General features: G+C 70.4%; 18 protein-coding genes. 4 read left to right on the top strand and 14 right to left on the bottom strand.

The annotated features are described in order from the left end of the window. Positions 1–20: 20 nt before the first annotated feature. From mtlA to ACWEFB_RS01315, 6 genes are all read right to left on the bottom strand, one after another. Positions 21–1,190, bottom strand: a complete 1,170-nt coding sequence (gene mtlA, locus ACWEFB_RS01340) for a mannitol-specific PTS transporter subunit IIC (protein WP_452281098.1) — start codon at positions 1,188–1,190, stop codon at positions 21–23. A gap of 130 nt (positions 1,191–1,320) precedes the next feature. Next, the gene (gene pfkB / locus ACWEFB_RS01335) at positions 1,321–2,265 is read right to left on the bottom strand and encodes a 1-phosphofructokinase (protein ID WP_326558443.1); all 945 of its coding nucleotides are present in this window, start codon (positions 2,263–2,265) and stop codon (positions 1,321–1,323) included. Continuing rightward, positions 2,262–3,023: a DeoR/GlpR family DNA-binding transcription regulator gene (locus tag ACWEFB_RS01330; RefSeq protein WP_452281096.1), complete on the bottom strand. Its 762-nt coding sequence runs from the start codon at positions 3,021–3,023 to the stop codon at positions 2,262–2,264. The genes pfkB and ACWEFB_RS01330 overlap by 4 nt, the downstream gene beginning before the upstream one ends. 300 nt (positions 3,024–3,323) lie before the next feature. Then, positions 3,324–4,121 carry a class I SAM-dependent methyltransferase gene (locus ACWEFB_RS01325; protein WP_452281094.1) on the bottom strand — a complete coding sequence of 266 codons (798 nt, stop codon included), beginning with the start codon at positions 4,119–4,121 and terminating at the stop codon, positions 3,324–3,326. A 79-nt stretch (positions 4,122–4,200) separates the two neighbouring features. Then, a complete protein-coding gene (locus ACWEFB_RS01320; RefSeq protein ID WP_452281092.1) occupies positions 4,201–5,322 on the bottom strand; it encodes an AI-2E family transporter in 1,122 nt (373 codons plus the stop codon). Between the two features lie 89 nt (positions 5,323–5,411). Then, positions 5,412–5,666 carry a hypothetical protein gene (locus tag ACWEFB_RS01315; protein WP_452281090.1) on the bottom strand — a complete coding sequence of 85 codons (255 nt, stop codon included), beginning with the start codon at positions 5,664–5,666 and terminating at the stop codon, positions 5,412–5,414. Positions 5,667–6,238: 572 nt separating this feature from the next. Between ACWEFB_RS01315 and ACWEFB_RS01310 the strand changes: the two genes are divergently transcribed. Continuing rightward, on the top strand, positions 6,239–6,709 hold the full coding sequence (locus ACWEFB_RS01310) for a hypothetical protein (RefSeq protein ID WP_452281088.1): 471 nt from the start codon (positions 6,239–6,241) through the stop codon (positions 6,707–6,709). A 42-nt stretch (positions 6,710–6,751) separates the two neighbouring features. Here the strand turns inward: ACWEFB_RS01310 and ACWEFB_RS01305 are convergent, their stop codons facing one another. Next, on the bottom strand, positions 6,752–7,462 hold the full coding sequence (locus ACWEFB_RS01305) for a hypothetical protein (RefSeq protein WP_452281086.1): 711 nt from the start codon (positions 7,460–7,462) through the stop codon (positions 6,752–6,754). A 506-nt stretch (positions 7,463–7,968) separates the two neighbouring features. Here ACWEFB_RS01305 and ACWEFB_RS01300 point away from each other — a divergent pair. From ACWEFB_RS01300 to ACWEFB_RS01290, 3 genes are read left to right on the top strand one after another with little or no spacing between them, the layout of a single operon-like run. Further along, positions 7,969–8,913, top strand: coding sequence for a 3-oxoacyl-ACP synthase III (locus ACWEFB_RS01300; protein WP_452281084.1), 945 nt, complete (start codon positions 7,969–7,971; stop codon positions 8,911–8,913). Then, entirely contained in the window at positions 8,910–11,483 is a 2,574-nt protein-coding gene (locus tag ACWEFB_RS01295; protein ID WP_452281082.1) for an alpha/beta fold hydrolase, read from the top strand. The genes ACWEFB_RS01300 and ACWEFB_RS01295 overlap by 4 nt, the downstream gene beginning before the upstream one ends. Then, on the top strand, positions 11,480–12,463 hold the full coding sequence (locus tag ACWEFB_RS01290) for an NAD-dependent epimerase/dehydratase family protein (RefSeq protein WP_452281080.1): 984 nt from the start codon (positions 11,480–11,482) through the stop codon (positions 12,461–12,463). Before ACWEFB_RS01295 ends, ACWEFB_RS01290 begins: the two co-directional genes overlap by 4 nt. Positions 12,464–12,501: 38 nt before the next feature. On the opposite strand, the gene ACWEFB_RS01285 is transcribed toward ACWEFB_RS01290, so the two are convergent. From ACWEFB_RS01285 to ACWEFB_RS01255, 7 genes are all read right to left on the bottom strand, one after another. Then, positions 12,502–12,831, bottom strand: coding sequence for a hypothetical protein (locus ACWEFB_RS01285; protein WP_452281078.1), 330 nt, complete (start codon positions 12,829–12,831; stop codon positions 12,502–12,504). Between the two features lie 151 nt (positions 12,832–12,982). Beyond that, positions 12,983–15,109 carry an alpha-glucuronidase gene (locus ACWEFB_RS01280; protein WP_452281076.1) on the bottom strand — a complete coding sequence of 709 codons (2,127 nt, stop codon included), beginning with the start codon at positions 15,107–15,109 and terminating at the stop codon, positions 12,983–12,985. After that, positions 15,106–17,139 carry a beta-galactosidase gene (locus tag ACWEFB_RS01275; protein WP_452281074.1) on the bottom strand — a complete coding sequence of 678 codons (2,034 nt, stop codon included), beginning with the start codon at positions 17,137–17,139 and terminating at the stop codon, positions 15,106–15,108. The genes ACWEFB_RS01280 and ACWEFB_RS01275 overlap by 4 nt, the downstream gene beginning before the upstream one ends. Beyond that, on the bottom strand, positions 17,136–17,825 hold the full coding sequence (locus ACWEFB_RS01270; RefSeq protein WP_452281072.1) for a hypothetical protein: 690 nt from the start codon (positions 17,823–17,825) through the stop codon (positions 17,136–17,138). Before ACWEFB_RS01270 ends, ACWEFB_RS01275 begins: the two co-directional genes overlap by 4 nt. A gap of 61 nt (positions 17,826–17,886) precedes the next feature. Further along, positions 17,887–19,521 carry an ABC transporter substrate-binding protein gene (locus tag ACWEFB_RS01265; RefSeq protein ID WP_452281070.1) on the bottom strand — a complete coding sequence of 545 codons (1,635 nt, stop codon included), beginning with the start codon at positions 19,519–19,521 and terminating at the stop codon, positions 17,887–17,889. Positions 19,522–19,595: 74 nt separating this feature from the next. After that, positions 19,596–20,519, bottom strand: a complete 924-nt coding sequence (locus ACWEFB_RS01260) for a carbohydrate ABC transporter permease (protein ID WP_452281068.1) — start codon at positions 20,517–20,519, stop codon at positions 19,596–19,598. Beyond that, positions 20,516–21,499 (bottom strand): ABC transporter permease, encoded by a 984-nt coding sequence (locus ACWEFB_RS01255; RefSeq protein ID WP_452281066.1) that lies wholly within the window; start codon positions 21,497–21,499, stop codon positions 20,516–20,518. Before ACWEFB_RS01255 ends, ACWEFB_RS01260 begins: the two co-directional genes overlap by 4 nt. Positions 21,500–22,083 lie beyond the last annotated feature (584 nt).

Genomic DNA, 22,083 nt, shown 5'->3' with positions numbered 1-22,083 from the left:
GTTCGTACGGTGGTGGTGGGTCAGCCTTCGGCGTTCGCCGTACGGGTCCCGGCCGGGCTGCCGTCGGTGGCCGGCTGTCGTGGTTCGGGCAGTTGGCCCTCTGCGGCGGCCTCGTCGACTTCCTCCGCCGCTTCCTGGTCACTCTTGAGCCGGCCGAAGCCGAGCAGCGCGGAGGCGACCACGAAGGAGACGGCGGCGGCGAGCAGGACGCCGAGGAAGACGCCGAACCAGCCGCCCTTGGGGGTGACCGCCGCGTAGGCGAAGATGCTGCCCGGTGACGGGGTGGCGACCAGACCGGCTCCGGTGATCATGAAGGTCCCGACACCGGTCGCTCCGCCGGCGATGGCGGCGAGGATCAGCCGCGGCTTCATCAGCACGTACGGGAAGTAGATCTCGTGGATCCCGCCGAGGAACTGGATGATCATGGCGGCCGGCACGCTCGGCCGCAGGCTGCGGGGTCCGAAGAGCAGGAACGCCGTGAGCAGGCCGATACCGGGGCCGGGGTTCGACTCGATCATGAACAGGATGGACTTGCCGGTCTCCTGGGCCTCGGCCACCGCCAGAGGGCTGAGCACGCCGTGGTTGATGGCGTTGTTGAGGAAGAGCACCTTGGCCGGCTCGACCAGGACCGAGGCGAGCGGCAGGAGGTTGTTGCTGATCAGCCAGTCGACGGCGTCTCCGGCCCAGGTGGTGAGCTGCTCGACCACCGGGCCGATCACCCAGACCCCGATCAGCGCGAGGCCGCCGCCGATGATGCCGGCGGAGAAGTTGTCGACCAGCATCTCGAAACCGGGACGGATCCGGTCCTGCACCAGCCCGTCGAAGAGTTTGAGCACGTACGCGGCGAGCGGACCGATGATCATCGCGCCGAGGAACATCGGTACGTCAGCGCCGACGACAACACCCATCGTGGCGACCGCGCCGACCACCGCGCCCCGCTGACCGTGCACGAGCCGGCCACCGGTGTATCCGATCAGGACCGGCAGCAGCACCCCGATCATCGGGTCGACGAGCTGGGCCAGGTGCTCGTTGGGCAGCCACCCGGTGGGGATGAACAGTGCCGTGATCAGACCCCACGCGATGAACGCGCCGATGTTGGGCATGACCATGCCGGCCAGATGGCCACCGATCCGTTGGACCTGGGCCTTGAACCCCGCTCCCTGGACCTCGGGGGTGTATGAGACGGCCATGAGGGGACTCCTTCGCAGAGGATGGCTCGCGCCTGCGCGCAGGTGGATTCGTCTGTCATCCCGGAGGTTCCGGGTCTGTCGCCGTACCCCGTGGTCTTTGCCTCGGGTGGTGAGTGCGCCGCCATGGCCGTCATCCCCCCGCGATCAGCGGCCGGACCGGGTCCGGCCGGGCATGCAGCCGTACGGTGTGCCGGTTCAGGTCGTCCGGGCCGGGCATCCGGCTACCGGGCAGGCTGACCGCCGCCGCCCCCCAGGCCAGCCCCTCGGCCAGCGCCTCCGGTCCGTGCGCCCCGGCGGCGAGGAAGCCGGCCAGCAGCGCGTCGCCGGCGCCGACGGTGCTGCGCGGGAACTCGACCGGCGACTCGCCGGTGAACACCCCGTTGTCGTCGACCAGGACCGCGCCGTCGGCACCGAGGCTCGCCAGGACCGCACCGGCCCCCCAGCCGCGCAACCGCTCGGCGGCGTCGACCACGTCACCGAGCGAACGCAGCGGCGTGCCGACCGCCTCGGCCAACTCCTCCCGGTTCGGCTTGACCAGCGCGGCGCCCGCCTGCGCCGCGGCCCGCAGCGCCGGCCCGCTGGTGTCGACGGCGAGCCGTACCCCGGCGGCGACCAGCCGGGCGCAGAGCTCACCGAAAGCCCGTGCCGGCAGGCCGGGTGGAACGCTGCCGCAGGCCACCACCCAGCGCGCGGTGTCGGCCGCGGCCAGCACCGCCTCGGTCACCGCGGCGAACTCGTCCGCGGCGAGCACCGGCCCGGACTCGTTGATCTTCGTCACGGTGCCGTCCGGCTCCGCGAGCGTGATGTTGGACCGGGTACGCCCCGCGATCGGCACCGCGACCAGGTCGACCCCCTCGGCCCGCAGCAGCGAGACGAGCTGGGCGCCCTCCTCCCCGCCACAGGGCACCACGGCCCGTGACGCCACCCCGTTCGCCAGCAGGGCCCGGGAGACGTTGACCCCCTTGCCACCGGGATCGAGGTGTGCGGACGCGGCCCGGATCACCTCGCCGCGGACCAGGGCGCCGATCTCCATCGCCCGGTCGAGGCTGGGGTTGAGGGTGACCGTGACGATCATGCCCGGACCACCCGTACGCCCACGGCCTCGACGTCGTCGGCCAGTTCCTCGTCGAGTCTGCTGTCGGTGATCAGCAGGTCCAGGTCGGCGAGGGTGCCGAACCGGGCCAGGTAGTCGTTGCCGATCTTCGTGTGGTCGGCGAGCAGCACCACCCGGCGGGCCGCGGCGATCATGGCCCGCTTCACCGCCGCCTCCGCCGGGTCCGGAGTGGTCATCCCCCGCTCGACCGAACAGCCGTTGGTGCCCATGAAGGCCACGTCGACGTACATCTCGGCGAGCGGGCGCAGCGCCCAGTCGTCCACCGTGGCCAGCGTCTTGCCCCGAACCCGCCCGCCGAGCAGCAACACACTGAGATTGCTCCGGGTGCCGAGGGTCGCGGCGAGCACCGGCGAGTTGACCACCACCGTCAGCTCGCGGTCGGTGGGGAGCAACTGGGCCAGCCGGGCGGTGGTGGTGCCGGCGTCGAGGATGATCGCCCCCTCCTCCGGCACCTCGGCCAGGGCGGCCTTGGCGATCCGTTCCTTCTCCGCGATCAGGACGGCGTCCCGGGTGGCGAGCGCGGGCTCGAACCCGATCCGTTCCACCGGGATCGCCCCGCCGTGCACCCGGCGGAGCATGCCGGCCCGCTCCAGCACGGTCAGGTCCCGGCGGATCGTCTCGGCCGTCACGTTCATGCCCTCGGCCAGCGCCATCACGTCCACACGCCCGTCCGCCCTGGCGGTACGCAGGATCTCCTGCTGGCGTTCCTCGGCGTACATGTCTGTTCACCCGCTTGCTCGTTTTGGCTTTGCTTTTGTTTACGCCCGTTTCTGTGGGCAGTCAACATATGGTCGTAACTTTCTTGTCATCTCCGTGACTCGATCCAGGGTGATCCAGGACATATCGACCAACGAGTAGGTGTATCCGACCTGCGGAGGACCGGCTCCGGCGGCCGACCGGGCAGCGTCGGGCGGGGGTGCCGTACAGATCTTTGGTTGTGTGGTTTTTGCCGCCGAGGTGGCATACGGAAGGGCCCGCCGTCGTGGACGGCGGGCCCCGGGCGTACCTGCGACAGTGGCTTACCGGTGTCGGGCCACCGCGAGGAAGTGGCTGCTGGCGCCGAGCAGGGTCGGCTCCTCCTCGACCCGCCGCAGCATGTCCAGCATCAACTCCGTCCGGTCGGGATCGGCCAGGATCCCGGCCAATCGGGGGCCGGCCTGCCAGAGCGGGCCTTCGACCGCGACCGCCCGCTCGACCACCAGGCCCGAGTCCGTCACCTCCCCGGCGACCTCCGCCGGATCGTGGAAGTACGCGCTGGTGAAAAAACTCTTCTCCGGGTCGACGTTGCGGTGCACCCCGTCGACGAGGACACCCTCGACCAGCTCCCGGAACGACGGATCGTCGTAGTAGCCGTGCACGAAACCGTCGAACATCGACGCCCACCGGCAGATCATCGCCGCCACCACCACACCACCCGGCCGGACCGCCCGCTTGGCCTCCCGCCACGCCGAGACCCGCTGCTCCCGTTCGAGCAGGTGATAGAGCGGCCCGAGCAGCAACACCGCGTCGACGCTGGCATCGGGCACGGGCAACTCCCGCGCGTCCCCGACCTCGGCGGTCACACCGGGACGGGACGCCGCCGCGACGACGTGCTCCGGCACGGGATCCACGACATGCACCCGGTAACCCGCCTCGGCCAACGGCCCGGCGTACACCCCGGTCGCGCCACCGACGTCCAACACCTCCGCCGGCGCCCCCGGCAGCACCCGGGTCAGCACGTCCCAGGTACGCAGATACTCCAGCCGGCCCTGCCCGTCGGCGAGCCGGTCCCGTTCGCCGCCACGCCGGTAGTAATCCATTACCTCTGATCGGAGCATGGCACCGATCGTGGAATCCGTGACGACGATCGGCAAGCCATTAACCCCGTGGCCGAAGCCTCCCCGGTCCGACCTCGGATCAGGTCGGCTCCGCCGCGGGCACCGACTCGTCGGGGTCCGGTTCACCGGTCTCCGGCTCCGGGTCGCTGAGCTGCTCCCGTACGTAGTTCCACACCACCGAGATCAGGGCGGCGACCGGCACCGCGAGCAGGCTTCCCACGATCCCCGCGAGGCTGCCGCCCAGCGTCACCGCCAGCAGGACCACCGCCGCATGCAGGCCCAGGCCACGGCTCTGGATGATGGGTTGGAACACGTTCCCCTCGAGCTGCTGGACCGCGATGATGATGGCCAGCACGATCAGCGCGTCCGTCGGGCCGTTCGACACCAGCGCGATGAGGACCGCAACAAAGCCCGCGAACAGGGCGCCGACGATCGGCACGAACGCCGACACGAAGGTCAGCACCGCCAACGGCAGCACCAGCGGCACGCCCACGATCCACAGGCCGAGGCCGATGAAGACCGCGTCCAGCAGCCCGACGAACGCCTGGGACCGTACGAACGCGCCCAGTGCGTCCCACGACCGCTCGGCCACCACCGGGACGTCGGTGGCGAGCCGGCCGGGCAACTGCCGGGTCAGCCAGGGCAGGAACCTCGGACCGTCCTTGAGGAAGAAGAACATCAGGAAGATCGCCAGGACGGTGGTGACCACTCCGTTGACCAGAGTGCCCACCCCGGAGAGGGTGACGGTGATGATGCTGCCGACGCTGTCCTGAACGCGGGCGATCGCGGCGTCGAACGCCTGGGTGACCTGGTCGTCGCCGATGTTCAGCGGCGGGCCGGCCGCCCACTCCCGCACCTGCTGGATGCCGTCCTCCACGCCGCTGACCAGGTCACCGGACTGCGACGCCACCGGCACCGCGATCAGCACCACGGTCCCCGCGGCGACCAGCAGGAACAGCACGGTCACCGCCGACGCGGCCAGGGCGGGACGCCACCCGTGCCGCCGCAGGAAACGGGCCATCGGCCAGGTCAGGGTCGTGAGGAGCAGGGCGACGACCAGCGGCCAGACCACCGACCAGGTGCGACCCAGCACCCACAGCGCCACCCACGTCATCACCAGGACCAGCAGAATCTCCACCGAGATGCGCGCCGACGTACGCAGCGCCGCTCGGGTCTTCGTGGAACTGACTGTGGCAGGCATGGGATCACCTTAGGGATGTACCCACCGGTCCCGCATCACCGGACGACGCGTACGGCTCACCGGAACAATCCCCCACCCGGCCGGTGCGGTCAGCGGGGCAGGGCGGCGCGGCGGGCGTCGAGGAAGCGGCGTTCGGCGTTGTTGTCGGTCAGCGCGGCGGCACGCCGGTAGGCCGCCTCGGCCTGCCCGGTACCTCCGAGACGGCGGAGCAGGTCGGCGCGTACGGCGTGGAAGACATGGTGGCGGTCGAGGCCGGTCAGGGCGTCGACCAGCGGCAGGGCGACGGCCGGCCCCCGCACCTCGGCCAACGCCACCGCGCGGTGCCGCGCGGTGCAGCGCGACAACCGGGCCGGGCGTCAGCGCCGTCAGGTGGTCGTACAGCGCGAGGATCTGCACCCAGTCGGTGTCCATGGCCGTCGTGGCGTCGCTGTGCACCGCGTTGATCGCGGCCTGCACCTGGTAGGGGCCGGGCCGGGCGCGACGCAGGCACCACCTGACCAGGTCCTGACCCTCCGCGATCAGGGCCCGGTCCCAGAGCGTCCGGTCCTGGTCGGCGAGCCGGACGAGGTCGCCGCCGGGCCCGGTGCCCTCCTCGGCGCCGCCCGGCGCCTGCATGACCCCGTCGAGCGTCACGTTCTCCACCACGACAACCCTGCCCACGGTGGCCTCCTCGCCGAAGCGGCCGGCCCATCACCGACCTCTCGACAGCTACACGAAGGCACAGCCCTCAAATCGACAACGCACGGAGGAGAATGTCGACTCTTTCCTCGGCGCCCTTCGCGTCTCTCGTCCACGGGCGGGGCGCGGAGACGTGTCGACTTCGCGCAGAGGCGCTGTCGCGGCCGATGATCGCTCGACCGGACGGCAGGCTAGCGTGTGCGGTGTCCACAGCCCTCCGACGATCGGCAGCCCCCGAATGAGCCAGCTCGAAGACATTGCAGACCGGGACGGCTGGCGCTGCTGGGTCTGTGACGAACCGGTCGACCGGGCCACGTCGGTGAACGACCCGCGCGGCCCGAGTGTCGACAGCAGGACGACCAACCAACGGGCGGCGGGCAAGAAGGCCGGTACGGACTTCGCCGGTGGGGAGCGCCTGGCCCACCGGGGCTGCAACACGAAAAAGGGCGCGGTCACTCCGGTGATCCCCTGGCCGGCGGAGATCGTCCTGATGGAGCCGGCGGTGCTGCTCACGGTTGCCGACCGGCTGGACCGCAAGGGCGGCCGGGAGATCGTGGTCCGGTGCGCGGACCGAGCCGATGCCGAGCAGACGGCGGACTGGTTGGTGGACCGCTTCTCCCGACTCGCCCCCGCGCTTCCCGTCACGGCCAGCATCGAGCCCGGCGGTGGCCAGTTCGTGGTGGCGCTGACCGCGGCCCGACGCCGCTGACCCGCGCTGACCCGCCCGGTTCCGGAGATCCCGCGCCGGGTCTCAGACCAGCAGGGAAGGTCTCAACTCCCCGCCCAGATTGATCGCGCCGACGACCCTGGTGCCGGTGGGGTCGTACACGTCGATGGTGTTGTTGCGTCGCATCAGTTCGCGGACCGGCGGCGGCAGCGGAGGTGGGTCGTCCATCGCGCCCCGGATCTCCCGGGCGGTGTAGATCAGCCCGTTGGCCAGGGCGGCACCGTCGACGTCCACCTGGACCCGGCCGTACTCCCAGCCGGCGGCGGTGAGGTCGAACACCTCGAACACGTGGGCCAGCAACGGGTACGGGTCGGTCACCCGTACGATCCGGGACGCCTGCGCGCCGACGACGGTGACGGCCGCGGCCACCTGCACGTACGGGTGCAGGCCGCCGGGTAGGGCGAACAGTGGCCAGCGCAACTCCGGCCCGGCGGCCTGCCACAGCGGTCGGTAGTTCCGTCGGTCGACCACGAGGCGGTAACCACGCCGCCGGTTGAGGTCGGCTGCCTGGGCGTGGAGTTCCGCGTGGGCCTCGTCGGCGAACTCGCGCATGATCCGGGCCGCCACCGACAACCCGTCGTCACCGTCGAGCAACCGCGCCACCGCGTCGGCCTGGTCGGGAAACCGGACCTCCGCCCGGGCGCCGGACCGCCGGACATCGTGGAGCAGTGCCTCCTGCCGGGTCGGATCCTGCTGGACCTTCTTCCTGCCCAGCAAAGACCGGAACCACCCCATGTCGCCTCGTTTCAGCCGCCGCCAAGGAACCGGGCCATGCTAGCCCGCATCCCCCGCCCGGTTCTCCGGCGGATGTCCCTTTTCCGGTGCTCGACACATCGGCCCGCACCGACATCTCCGTTGCCCGGAGCACAACGCCTAAGCATCCTAGGAACCTGACCAACCGGTCGGATTCGTCGACGGGTAGCCGCGATCCACGACCTCGTCGACAATCCGACCGACGCTCGTGGATACGGCGCGGGAAACCGGTGGTAGGGAGTCGATTTCGGCTACTCATGGTCGCCAAACAAGCACCCAAAGTCGACGCGAGCCGCGCGTGACGCCGGTACGCGGGGTGATGTTCACCGCCAAGACAATTGATCATTGGTGAACGGAGGCCGGAGTGGATAACTTCGAGCCCCGAGGTACGGGCTACGGACGGAGGCTGGATGACCGACGGCAATGCTGAGTATCGCTACACGAACACGGCGGTACTGTCAGTGGCGGCCTTGGAGGCGCCGGTCATCGTGACCTCTGACCAAATCGACGACGAACTGGGCGACACCCTTCAACGGTTACGCATGCGCCGGGGAATGCTCCAGCGGATCGCCGGCATCCGGGAACGACGGTGGTGGCCGGAGGGCTTCTCCTTTGCCGACGGAGCGGCGATGGCCGGAGCGAAGGCGCTCTCGGAAGCCGGCGTCGATGCCCGCGACGTCGGCCTGATGATCAACACGTCGGTGTCCCGGGCACATCTCGAGCCATCGACGGCAGTCGCCATCCATCACGCGCTGGAACTGCCCCACTCGGCGTTGAACTTCGACATCGCGAACGCGTGCCTCGGGTTCGTCAACGGGATCCAGGTCGCCGCCAACATGATCGACGCCGGGCAGATCCGGTACGCGCTGATCGTCGCGGGAGAGAGCTCCCGGCAGGCCCAACAGGCGACCATCGACCGGCTGCGCCGCCCCGACGCCACCCGCGAGGAGGTCCGGGAGCAGTTCGCCACGTTGACCCTCGGTTCGGGCGCGGCGGCGATGGTCCTGGGACCGGCGGACACGCACGCGGCCGGGCACCGGCTGGTCGGTGGTGTGGGCCGGGCCGCGACCCAGCACCACGAGCTGTGCGTCGGGGACAACACCATGATGAGTACGGACGCGAAGGGTCTGCTCGACGCCGGCCTGGGACTGGCCGAGGCGACCTGGGCGCACGTCGGACCGTGGGACTGGCAGAACATGGACCTGTACGTGATGCACCAGGTCTCGGCCGCCCACACGCGCGGAGTCGTCAACCGGCTCGGCCTCGACCCGCGCCGGGTCCCGACGACGTTCCCCCTGTTGGGCAACGTCGGACCGGCGTCGCTGCCGTTGACCCTCGCGCACCACGCCGACTCACTCAGCTCCGGCGACCGGGTGCTGTGCATGGGAGTCGGCTCCGGCCTGAACACCTGCGCCCTGGAAATCGTGTGGTGAACGGCCGTCAAGGGCTGCCGCCGGTTGTCCTGCCCGGTCTGGACCCCGCCTGGTCCCGGTCGGTCACCGCAGTGGACAGCCAGGGCGTGGAGCGGACCTGGCATGTGCTGGACACCGGCGCAGCGGACCCCGGCGACACCCGGTACGTCGGCACCCTGCTGTGCGTACACGGCAACCCGACCTGGTCGTACCTGTGGCGGCACCTGCTGGCCCGGTTCAGCCGGCCCGACGCCCCGCCGTGGCGGGTGGTCGCGGTCGACCACCTGGACATGGGGTTCTCGGAACGCACCGGCACGGTACGCCGGCTCGCCCAACGGATCGACGACCTCGGTACGGTCACCGACGCGTTGGACCTCACCGGACCGGTCGTCACGGTCGGCCACGACTGGGGCGGATCCATCTCCCTGGGCTGGGCGCTGCACCACCGCGACCAGCTCCGCGGGGTGGTGCTCACCAACACGGCCGTACACCAACCGAGCGGATCACCGGCACCCTCGCTGATCCGGCTGGCCGGACTGCCCGGCATCCTGCCGACGGTCACCGTGTGGACTCCCACGTTCCTGCAGGCCACTCTCGCACTGGCGAATCCGTGGCTGCCGACCCCGGTCCGGGACGGCTACCTCGCCCCGTACCGGACGCCGGGGCGGCGCGCGGCGATCGGCGATTTTGTGGCGGACATCCCGCTGCGCCCCGAACATCCGAGCTGGTCGGCGTTGCAGGAGGTCGCGCAGCACCTGGACGGGCTCGCAGACGTACCGGCGCTGCTGCTGTGGGGGCCACGGGACCCGGTCTTCGGTGCCGCACACCTGCGGGATCTGCGTACCCGACTGCCGCACGCGCAACTGCACCGGTTCGAAGGAGCGGGTCACCTGCTCGCCGAGGACGCCGACGTCGCCGGTGCGGTCGCGCAGTGGGTGGCCGACCTGGACCGGTCGACCCCGGCCCCGACCGCCACGCCCGAAGCCGTACCGCCGTGGCGTCCGCTCTGGGCGACGTTGGCCGAGCGCGCCGACGACCGGTCCGTCGCGCTGGTCGAGATGGCCCGGAACGGCCGGCAGGTCAGCTGGTCGCTGCTGTGGCGGCGGATCCGGGAGATCGCGGCGGGACTGTCCGCCTCCGGAGTACGCCGGGGCGACCGGGTGGCGCTGCTCGTACCGCCCGGCGCCGACCTGACCGCCGCCGTCTACGCGTGCCTGCGCATCGGCGCGGTGATCGTGGTGGCCGACCCGGGGCTGGGACTGGCCGGCATGAACCGGGCACTGCGTGGTGCCGCCCCCGCGCACATCATCGCCGTCGGTCAGGGACTGGCCGTCGCCCGCGCGTTGCGCTGGCCGGGACGACGGTTCGGGGCCGGGCCGGGCGCCGCCGCACTCGGCGCGTTGACCCTGGGCCGGCTCGCCCGTCTCGGTGCGGGTGGCCGGGAACTGCCCGCCGCGCCCGAACCGGACGACGACGCGGCGGTCCTGTTCACCTCCGGCTCGACCGGGCCGGCGAAGGGCGCGGTCTACACCCACCGTCAGCTCGCCGCGATGCGCGACGCACTGTCCGACCTCGGTATCGACGCCGAAACCGGGATCGTGGCGGCGTTCGCGCCGTTCGCACTGTTCGGACCGGCCCTCGGTGCCGCCTCGGCGATCCCGGACATGCGGGTGACCGCGCCCCGTACGTTGACCGCCACCGCCCTCGCCGAGGCAACGGCCGCGGTCGACGCCTCGGCGGTGTTCGCCTCACCGGCGGCGCTACGCAACGTGGTCGACACCGGGAACGCGTTGGACGCCCGGCATCGTGCCGCACTGGAGGGGGTCACGCTGCTGCTCAGTGCGGGCGCACCGGTGCCCGCCGTACTGCTCGCCAGGGCGCGGGCGCTGATGCCGAAGGCGCAGCCGCACACCCCGTACGGGATGACCGAGGTCCTCCCGGTCACGGACATCACCCTCGACGAGATCGTCGACGCCGGACCGGGTGACGGCGTCTGCGTCGGCCGGCCACTGCCCGGCGTGCAGGTGGCGATCGCCGCCCTGGACCCGACCGGCACACCCGCCGAGCAGCCCGGCGACGTGCCCGGGGTGACCGGCGAGATCATGGTCCGCGCCGCGCATGCCAAGGACCGGTACGACGCCCTGTGGTTCACCGAGCGGGCCAGCTCGCGCAACCCGGGTTGGCACCGGACCGGCGACGTCGGCTATGTGGACCCGGACGGCCGGCTGTGGGTACAGGGCCGGCTGACCCATGTGTTGATCACGTCGGAGGGCGTCCTCACCCCGGTCGGGATCGAGCAACAGGTGGAGTCGTTGCCGCAGATCGCCCGGGCCGCCGTGGTCGGCGTCGGGCCGCGCGGTGCGGCGCAGGTCGTGGTCATCGCCGAGACCCTGCCCCCGGTACGCCGGGCCGGGCTGGCCGGCCGGGAACTGACCGACGCGGTACGAGCGGTGGTCGCACCCACGGTCGCGGCCGTACTGGTCGTCCCGAACCTGCCCACGGACATCCGGCACAACTCGAAGATCGACCGTTCCCGACTGCGCCGATGGGCGGAACGGGTACTCGCCGGCGGGAGGTTCGGCGGACTGTGAAGGTCCTCGTCACCGGCGCCAGCGGCATGCTCGGCGGTGCCGTCGCCACCGCCCTGGTGCTGCGCGGCGACCGGGTCCGCGTCCTGCAGCGCCGGCCCAGCGGCCTGACCGGGGTCGACGAGCAGCGCGGCGACATCACCGATCCGGCGGCCGTACGCGAGGCCGTCGACGGCGTGGACGCGGTGGTCCACCTGGCCGCGAAGGTGTCGATGACCGGTGCATGGCCACAGTTCCAGGAGATCAACATCGGCGGCACGACCACCCTGCTCGACGCCGCCCGGGCCGCTGGCGTGACGCGGTTCGTGCAGGTCTCCTCGCCGTCGGTCGCCCACCACGGGACCGACCTGGTGGGCGTCGGTGCCGACCGGGCCGATCCGGACCGGGCCAGGGGCAACTACGCCCGCAGCAAAGCCTCGGCCGAGCTGCTTGCCCTGGCCGCCGACGCCACCGACTTCGCCGTCGTGGCGGTCCGCCCGCACCTGGTCTGGGGACCGGGTGACACCCAGTTGGTGGCCAGGATCGTCGAACGGGCGCGGTCCGGCCGGCTGGCCCTGGTCGGCCGGGGCACCGCCCTGATCGACACGACGTACGTCAGCAACGCCGCCGAGGCCATGGTCGCCGCGCTCGACCGGGCTCCCGACGACGCCGTACACGGGCGGGCTTTTGTGGTGACCAACGGTGAGCCGCGCACGGTGGCCGAGCTGGTCGACCGGATCTGCGTCGCCGCCGGGGCGACACCACCGAGGCTCCGGGTGCCGGTGGCCGCGGCGAAGATCGGTGGCGCCCCGGTGGAGCGGGTCTGGTCGGCGCTGCGGCGGACCGAGGAACCGCCGATGACCCGGTTCCTGGCCGAGCAGTTGTCCACGGCGCACTGGTTCGACCAACGCCGCACCAGGGCGGCACTCCGCTGGTCACCACAGGTCACCCTGGAGGAGGGATTCGCCCGGCTGGCCGCGGCGTACGGGCGCGAACCCCGGTAACTCCGGCAAACCGCCACGGTGCCCTCCACCGTGGACGGTCAGGATTCGTGGACGGGCGTGCCGAGGTCGCGTACCTCGATCACACGCGTGGTCGGCGCGGCCTCGCCGAGACCAGCGCGACGGGTGAGCCGATCCGGGTCGACCATGAAGGACTCGTATCCGGCTCGGGACCGGAACCGGATCACGTGCACCTCGGTTGCGGAATCCGTACCGCGCAGGCGGCGCTCGACCACACCGCCGTGCCGGTCCAGCAGTCCCAGCACCGCGTCCTCGTACCGCTGTCCGGCTTCGGCGTGCCCGGGCGCCATCTCGACGACGGCGACCAGGATCAGCCCGGCGGACGGACTCTTCTCGCTCGACAGGGTCACAGCCGGCAGTATTGCAGCGGGCGAGGATGCCACCTGCCGAGGGCGGAAGCGCTCGACCCCCGCACCGGCCCCGGGGATCACCTCCGGGTCGGCGAGCCGACCACCCTGATCGAGGACCCGGGATAGCAGCGGGCCCGGCGAGCCGGCCGGATCAGTGGATGCGGCGTCCCCACGCGTCCGGCACCCCGGACTTCCGGAAGAAGTAGGTGTTGACCTGGTCCCGCCACTCCGTGGCGCTGCGCAACTGCTCGTCGAGGCGCTCGCTCACCCGGCGGTGCACGGCCGGGTCGATCACCCCGTCGAGCAGCCGCCACCGCTGCCGCATCGCCTCCACCTGCTCGACCCCGGCGAAGTGGGTGTCGTAGATGTGCTGGATGACGGTGGTTCCGTCGTGCAGGACGTGCCCGTAGGGCACGTGGTGGAAGAAGAGCAGCAGTTCGTCGTGGCACTGCTCGCGTGACTCGTACACCGCGTTCCAGGGCGGTGGGTACTGGCCGGTGAAGCCCGTCCCCGTCGCGCGGGTACGGTCCACGCCGACGCCGTCCCGGTCGGCGAAGTGGTAGGTGCCCCACGGGGTGTACTCGTACCCGTCCACGTCGGGGCCGTAGTGGTGCCCGGGCCGCACCATGAAGCCGACCCCGAGCGGCGCGGTGTAGCGCTCGTAGGTGCGCCACGAGTCGTCCATCACCGCGTGCAGTGTCTGCCGTACCAGGTCCGGGTCGCCCGTCGTCGACGGTGGGAAGGTCAGCTCGATCCACTCGTCGAGGACGGCCAGCGGGTCCAGCCGGGGATCCCAGGCAAGCCGGCCGAAGGCGTACAGGTTGGCCTGCGCCAGGGGATGTCCGGTCCAGAACGGGTCGTCGCCCACGTTCGAGACCGCTACCAGTCCGCCTCCCGCTGCCGACCCGCCCGCGGCGACGTCGGCGACCGTCCGTCCCCCCTGCTCCCCCGGCTTCCCCGGCTCCCCTGGTGTGAACCGCAACACCTCGCTCCACCACGGACCGAGGTAACAGACGTGCCGCTGCTGGCCGGTGTATTCCTGGGTCACCTGCAGCTCCACCGCCAGCCGGGTCGCCGGCATGGCCGCGATCACCGGTGAGACCGGCTCGCGCACCTGGAAGTCCACCGGGCCGAACTTCACCTGGAGAATCACGTTGTCCCGGAACCGCCCGTCGAGCGGGGCGAAGTGGTCGTACGCGGCTCGGGCCCGGTCGGTCGCCCGGTCCCGCCAGTCCTGCCGATGGTTGTAGACGAACGCCCGCCAGTGCACCACTCCCCCGTGTGGGGCGAGCGCCTCCGCGAGCAGGTTCGCACCCTCGGCGTGATCGCGACCGTACGTGAACGGGCCGGGCTGTCCCTCGGAGTCGGCCTTCACCACGTAACCGCCGAAGTCGGGGATGCGCTCGTACACCTTCGTGGTGGTGGTCGCCCACCAGGCGCGTACCCGCTCGTCCGATGGGTCGGCGGTCGGCAGGTCGCCGAGGACCACCGGGGCGGCGAAGGTGACCGACAGGTGCACCCGGATGCCGTACGGGCGCATGATCTCCGCGATCGCGGCCACGTCGCCGAGCCGCTCGGTCAGCAGCGTCGCCTCGGTGGCGTGGACGTTGACGTTGTTCACCGAGATGGCGTTGATCCCGCAGGCGGCGAGCAGCCGGGCGTACTCCCGGACCCGGACCGGGTCGCGGCGGGCGGCGCCGTCGTGCCAGAAGATCGAGCCGCCGGCGTAGCCCCGCTCGACCTGCCCCATCACCGGATGCACGGACACGTTGTCCCAGTGGTCGAGCATCCGCAGACGCATCGCGGGCCGGTGCCGTTGCGGGGCCGGGAGGTCGCCGAAGGCCGCCGCGCCGAGCCGGACCAGGTGGAACAGCCCGTACAGCAGGCCGGCCGGGGCGTCGGCCAGCACCACCGTCACCCCCGCGTCGCGGGCCAGCAGGAACCCCTCGTCGCCGAGGGTGGCGTCCGGCGCGGTCCGTCCCGCCGCCAGGACCCGTGCCGCCGGTGCGGGCAGGGGCTCGCCGCCACGCAGCGCGAGCACCAGGTCGGCGGCCTCGTCGGCCAGGTCACCGGCGGTCGCCGGGTCACCGGGCGTGGACGGGTAACCGCCCGTGCGCCGCGCCCGGCCGCCGTGCCCGGCACAGGCGGCGGCGACCTCGGCGAACACGGTGTCGACGAGCAGACCGTCCCCGTGCACCAGGACGCGGCGCGAGCCGAGCGAGCCGAACGCCTCCGGGGGCAGCCAGGCGGCGTGCACGGGCTGCTGGCCGGTGGTCACCGGTCCTCCCGCACGACGACAACCCCGAGCCGTGGCAGCCGGAACGGACGGCCGGCCTCGACCCGGTCAGCGGTGATCAGATCGACGCCACCGGTACGGGCGGTCAGCTCGACCGGCTCGTCCCGGTGGTTGAGCAGGAACAGCAGCCGGATCCCGTCGGGGGTGACCCGCACGGCCGACTCCAGATCCGGCACCTCCGGGTACGGGCCGAGCAGATCGTGCCGTACCAGCACCTGCCGGACCACCCAGGAAACCCCCGCCTGGTCCAGCCCGGCGGCGACGTACCAACCGTGACCGAGGCCGAAGGAGTTCCGGGTGACCGCCGGGGTGCCGGCGTAGAAGTCGGCCCGGTACCTGCCGACCACCTCCGCCCCCTGCGGGATCACCAACTCGAACAGCAGCCTCGACTCGACGTCGAGCGGGCCGGCGCCGGTGTCGAGTCGTACCGGGTTGACCACCTCCGGATCCCGGGCGTCCCACTCGTCGACGCGGACTCCCATCAGTGGGCCCAGCGGACCGGGCACGTCCATCAGGAAGGCGTTGTCGTGCTCGTCCACCCGGCCCGACAGGTACGTGGTCAGCACCGATCCGCCGCGCGCGGCCACCGCCTCCAGGCGTTTCGCCAGGTCACCCTTGAGCATGTGCAGGGCGGGCGCCACGACGACGTCGTAGCGGGACAGGTCCGCCGTCACCGCGACCACGTCCAGGTCGACGCCCGCGTCCCAGAGCGCCCGGTGGTACGCCTGGACGACCTGCTGGTAGCGGACCAGCCGGGACGGGCCGTCGGAGATCTCCAACGCCCACCAGCTGTCCCAGTCGAAGAGCAGCGCGACCCGGGCCGGGGTCCGCGCGCCCAGCGCCACCGAGCCGAGCCGGTCCAGTTCGACGCCCAGCTCCGCGACCTCGCGGAACACCCGGGTGTCGGAGCGGCCGGCATGGCCGATGACCGCGCCGTGGTACTTCTCGCAGGCCCCCCGGGAGGCCCGCAATTGGAAGAAGAGCACGGCGTCGGCGCCGTGCGCCACCGCCTGCCAGCTCCACAGCCGCATCAGTCCGGGCCGCTTCAGCGGGTTGACGTCCCGGGACGCGGTCACGCTCGGGGTCTGCTCCATCAGCCAGAACGGTTGGCCGTCCTTGAGACCGCGCATCAGGTCATGGGTGAGTGCCATCCGGGCGGCCGAGCGGTCGTCCGGCGGGTAGTTGTCCCAGGAGGCGAAATCCAGGTGCGGCGCCCAGCGATGGTAGTCGAGAGGCCGGTACATGCCCATGAAGTTGGTGGTGACCGGCACGTCGGGGCTGGACTCCCGGATCGCCGCCCGCTCGTCGAGGAAGTTGCCCAGCATGGCGTCCGACATGAACCGCTGATAGTCCAGGGTGATGCCCTGGAAGGCGGTGTGGTCGGGACCGCGCCAGTGTTCGGTCAACGCCGACGGCGGCTCGATCTGCTCCCAGTCCGTGAAGGTGTGCGACCAGAATGTCGTGTACCAGGCGGTGTTGAGGGCGTCGAGGCTGCCGTACCGGCGTCGTAGCCAGTCGCGGAAACCGGCGGCGCACCGCTCGCAGTAGCAGGCGCCGCCGTACTCGTTGCCGATGTGCCAGGCGACAACCGCCGGGTTTCCCGCGTACCGCCGGGCGACCCGGCGGGCCAGTTCGCTGGAGAACCTGCGGAACACCGGGGAGCTGGGGCAGGAGTTGTGCCGCTGCCCGTACCGGTGCCGGCGGCCCTCGAAGTCGGTCCGGGTCACCTCCGGGTACGCCCGCGCCAGCCACGCCGGATGCGCGCCGGTCCCGGTCGCCAGGCAGATCCGGCGTCCCTGTGCGCCGGCCCGCTCGACGATTCGGTCCAGTGGAGAGAAGTCGTAGACGCCCTCGGCGGGTTGGGTGAGGGCCCAGTCGAACACGCCCAGCGTCACGGTGTCGATCCGGGCTGCGTCGAAGAGCCGGTAGTCCTCCTTCCACACGTCCTCGGGCCACTGCTCGGGGTTGTAGTCGCCGCCGAACGCGACCTTCGAGGTGACGGGCAGGGTCATGCGGTGAACTCCTTCCGGATGCCGCGGATCATCGGTTCGCCGACCCGCAGGAACGCCAGGACGAGGACCGCGCCGAGCAGCGCGAGGACCGCCTCCGAGAAGACCGCGGTGAGCCCTGCCGCCGCGGCCAGCAGGACGGCGTTGCCGAACGTGACGCTCGGCGTACGCACGAGGAAGTACAGGGCCAGCCGGAGCACGTCGCGGGTGCGGAAGGTGAACAGGGAGGCGACCAGCAGGGCGTTGGCCCCGACGAGGGCCACCCCGGCCCCGACGAGCACCAGCAGCACCCCCCACCAGGCCGGGACGGCGGCCGCGGTGAGGTTCGCGAGGTTCATCGCGATGATGGTCAGCCAGAGCACCGTCGGGACCCAGACCCGGAGCACGCCCGGGAGGTTGTCCCGGTAGGCCCGCCAGAACCTGCCGGCGGGGCGCAGGTCGGTCAGGTCGGGGCGCTGGTGATGCAGCGTGTACAGGGCGGCGGAGATCGCCGGGCCGACCGGGAGCAGGCAGGTCGCGACCAGCGGCAGGTTGCTGGCGTCGCGGTCGAGCAGGACCAGCGGGACCAGGCCCGGCAGGGTGGTGACCAGGACCAGCAGTTCGACGGCCAGCAGGGTGTAGACGAACGCGGCGGCCCGGGAGAGGGGCCCCTCCCCGACCTGTCGCCCGGCCCGCGCGGTGTCACTCACGGTTGTTTCCCTTCCTCCCGGTCCGGCCGGGCCCGGTGGTGGACCCGGCCGGACCGCGCGGTCAGCCGTTTTCCTTCTGGTAGCGCTCGTAGGCCTTGTTGACCAGCGTGATGTACTGCTCAGAGTTCTTCGCCTTCAGCTCACCCACATAGGCGTCCCACTCGGCGAAGGGCCGCTGCCCGAGGATGAAACGCAACCCGTTCTGGGTGACGAAGTCCTTCAGCGGCGTCTCCCACAGCGACACCTGCTCACGCTCTTCGTCGGTGAACGGGTACGGCGGCGGCACCACCACCGGCTTGCGCGCGTTCATCACCTTCTGGAACTCCTGCTCCTCCGGGGAGAAGAAGGACTGGACCAGTTCGGGGTTGCCGCCGTACGTGAACACCCCGTTGTAGAAGCCGAACTCCTTCTGCAGGTGCTTGCTTCCCTGGGGGTTGAGCCCGAGTACGTTGACGTCGGCGGTGAGGATGCGCTTACCGGAGGCGTCCTTGGTGTACGTGGTCCCCTCGACGCCCCACCTGGCGAACTCCTGGCCGGCGTCGGAATACCACAGCCAGTCGACGAACTGCATCATGGCCACGAAGTTCTTGCTCTCCTTGGCCTTCGTGGAGATCATGATGCCGTTCTCCAGGCGGGAGGTGGGGTTGATCTCCCCGGCCGGGCCCACCAGCAGCGGAATCTTGACCAGCTTCGCGTTCGGCTGGGTCTTGGCCAGGTCCGGCCGGTTCTCGTTGACCAGGGTCTGCGCGTTGGCGCCGATGACAAACGACTTGCCGTTGGCCAGCTTCTGGCGTGCCTGGTCATCGGTCTGGGTGAAGCTCTCCGGATCGAGCAGCCCTTCGGCCACGAGCTTGTTGACGTACTGGAGCATCTGCTTGTACTGCTCGGTAGCGCCGGTGTAGACGAACTTCTTGGCGCCGGGGTCCCAGGTGGTGTGCTGGTAGTTCCAGCCGGCCTGGGTGCCGTAGGAGGCACCGATGATGTTCAACAGGTTGCCGCCCGGAGTGGGCTTGCCCCACCGCTCGGAGAACGGGTACGTGTCCGGGTACCTCGCCTTCATCGCCTTCAGCACCGTGTACAACTCGTCCCAGGTCTTCGGGACCTGGAGGCCGAGCTGGTCGAGGATGTCGACCCGTACGGCGACCGAGTAGTCGTGCAGCGGCTTCTCGTGCACCCCGGGGAGCAGGTAGTACTTGCCGTCCGACTGGCGCAGCGTGTTGATCTCGGGCTCGAGCTTCCACCTGGCGATCTTGTCCTTGAAGTTCGGCATCAGGTCGATGTAGTCGCTCACCGGAAGGATCGCCCCGGAGGAGACGAAGGCGTTCTCCTGCGGGTGGTAGGTCTTCGGGATGATCAGCGGGGCGTCGCCGGCACCGATCAACAGGCTGCGCTTCTGCTCGTAGTCGCTCAACGGCACCGCGACCGGATCGATCTTCACGTTGGTGCGCTTGGTGAGCTCCGACCAGAACAGCCACTCGTTCTTCAGCGGGTAGAACGAGTGGTTGTTGTAGAGGGTGGAGAAGGAAAGCGGCTCGGTGGCCTTGAACTGGTCCCCGACGCCGTAGTCGGCCATGGCACCGGCCCGGTTGGCGGACAGGTCCGTTGTCTGCGGGGATTCCTCGGAGCACGCGACGAGGCTGAGGGTGAGCAGACCGGCAGCGGCTATCGCTACGCGGCGCCACGTTCTGTCGAGCATGGCCCGTCCTTTCGGGGCGGTGGTGGTGGGTGGGTCGGGGTCGGTGCGGGTGAAACGGTGATGGGACGTACGGGCTAGCCCTTGACCGCGCCGAGCATCACGCCGGACACGAAGAACCGCTGGATGAACGGGTAGACCGCCAGGATGGGCAGGGTGGTGAGCACGATCGTCACGGCCTGGAGGGTGGCCGCGGCCTGGACCGCGTCCCCCTCGGCCACGCCGCCGGCCGACTGCGCGCCGGTGGCTCCCGAGATGAGGTTGCGCAGGTAGACCGTCACCGGGAAGAGATCCAGCCGGTCCATGTAGAGGAACGCGCTGAACCACGAGTTCCAGAAGGACACCGCGTAGAACAGCACCATCGTGGCGATGATGGCCTTCGACAACGGCAGTACGATCCGCAGCAGCGTGCCGTACGTGTTCAGCCCGTCGACGGCCGCCGCCTCCTCCAACTCGACCGGCAGGCTCTCGAAGAACGCCTTCATCACCAGCAGGTTGAACACGTTGATGGCGTTGGGCAGGACGACCACCCAGAGGGTGTTCTTCATCCCCAGGCTGGTGATCAGCACATAGTTGGGTATCAGGCCACCGGAGAAGAACATGGTGAACACCGCGATGCCGACCAGGGCCCCGCGCCCCTTGAGTTGCGGCTTCGACAGCACGTACGCGTAACAGGTGGTCAGAACGAGGGCGATGAGCGTCCCGACGACGGTGTACACCAGGGTGTTGCGGTAGTTCGTCCAGAACATCGAGTCGGACATCACGAGCCGGTACGCGGTCAGGTCGAACCCGCGCGGGACGAGGTTGACCTTCCCGGCGATGAGGTACGCCTCTTCGCTGAGGGAACGGGCGACGATGTTGGCGAAGGGGTACAGGGTCACGATCACGACGCCGGTCAGGATCACCGCGTTGAGGGCCTGGAACAACCGGTAGCCCCGGGTCGGGCGCACGCCCCGTCGCCGACCGGTCTTCGCGGTGGCGGTGTCGGTTCCGACGGTCACCACAGGCTCGTTCCCACCGTGCGACGCGAGATCGTGTTCGCCGACAGGACCAGGATCAGCCCGATCACGGCCTCGAAGAGCCCGATCGCGGCGGCGTAACTGAAGTTGCTGGACTCGAAGCCCATCCGGTACAGGTAGGTGGAGATCACGTCCGCGGTCGGGTACGTCAGCGGGTTGTAGAGCAGCAGGACCTTCTCGAACCCGACCGCCATGAACGTGCCGATGTTGAGGATCAGGAGCGTCACCATCGTCGGCCGGATGCCGGGCAGGGTGACGTGCCAGGTCTGCCGCCACCGGTTGGCCCCGTCGATCCGGGCCGCCTCGTACAGGTTGTCGTCGATGGTGGTGAGCGCGGCGAGGTAGAGGATCGTGCCCCAGCCGACGGTCTGCCAGACCTCGGACGAGACGTAGATGGCCCGGAACCACTCCGGTTGCTGGAGGAACGGCACCGCGTCGCCGCCGAGACCGCGTACGAGCTGGTTCACCGCCCCGTCCATCGCGAGCAACTGCATGACCATGGCGGCCACGATCACGATCGACAGGAAGTGCGGCAGGTAGGACACGGACTGGACAAAGCGCTTGAGCCTGCGGGTACGGACCTCGTTGAGCAGCAGCGCCAGCACGATCGGGAGGGGGAAGCAGAACAGCAGGGTCAGCGTGCCCAGCACCAGGGTGTTGGTGAACACCTCCCAGAACGTCGGGTCGTTGAGGAACATCCGGAAGTACCGCAGGCCGACCCAGTACTCGCCGAACAGGTTGCCGCCGGGTTGGAACCGGCGGAACGCGATCACGTTGCCGATCATCGGCAGGTAGCGGAAGACCAGGAAGAACAACAGCGGGAACAGCGCCAGCGAGTAGAGCTGCCAGTCCCGACGCAGGGCCCGCCGCCAGCTCCGGCGGTGGCGGCGCGGGCGCGGCGCACGGGTGGTCTCCGGCGCGGCGGCGGTGTGCGTACGCGTTGGCGTATGAAGGGTTTCCACTGGCAACTGGCTTCTCATCCAACCCCTCAGATCCGGCCACGTCCGCCGCCCGACCGGTGACAGGCCGATCGGGTCGCACTCCGAAACTTTCGGTAAACTCGGTAACCTTTTTCGGCAACTTAAATGCACCGCCAAGGTGTGTCAAGGGTCTCAAATTGCCGTCCACTGTGACCGCGCGCTCGCCACGAACCCGAGACAACCGTCCTGATCGGCGCATTCACCGTCACAACTGCCTCGTTCGACCCGCCGAAGGTGTCGAAGTCCCCGGAAGTTTCGGAAGCACTCGGCAACTTTTTCGTGACCTGCGCGCGGCTTCGGCAACGCGGATCCGTCGTCCGGTCGCACATCGCGGTCACCGGGACAGCCGTACGGAAGCACCGCGCCCCGCCCACCACCGCCGAGCCGGGACCGCGACCGCGCGGTTGTTAGCGTCGTCACGCCGCACGCCATGGCACCGATGTGATGCGAACCGATTGTGGGAGTTTGCCGCGTCGAGAATCGCCGTGATTGGCGGGACGCGCGGATTTCCCTCCCCGTCCGTCCGGTCGGCCCTTCCGCAGATATACGACTCTCCATTGACGACG

Source organism: Micromonospora sp. NPDC004704, assembly GCF_053601675.1.
This window is presented reverse-complemented; position numbering and strand designations above follow the sequence as displayed.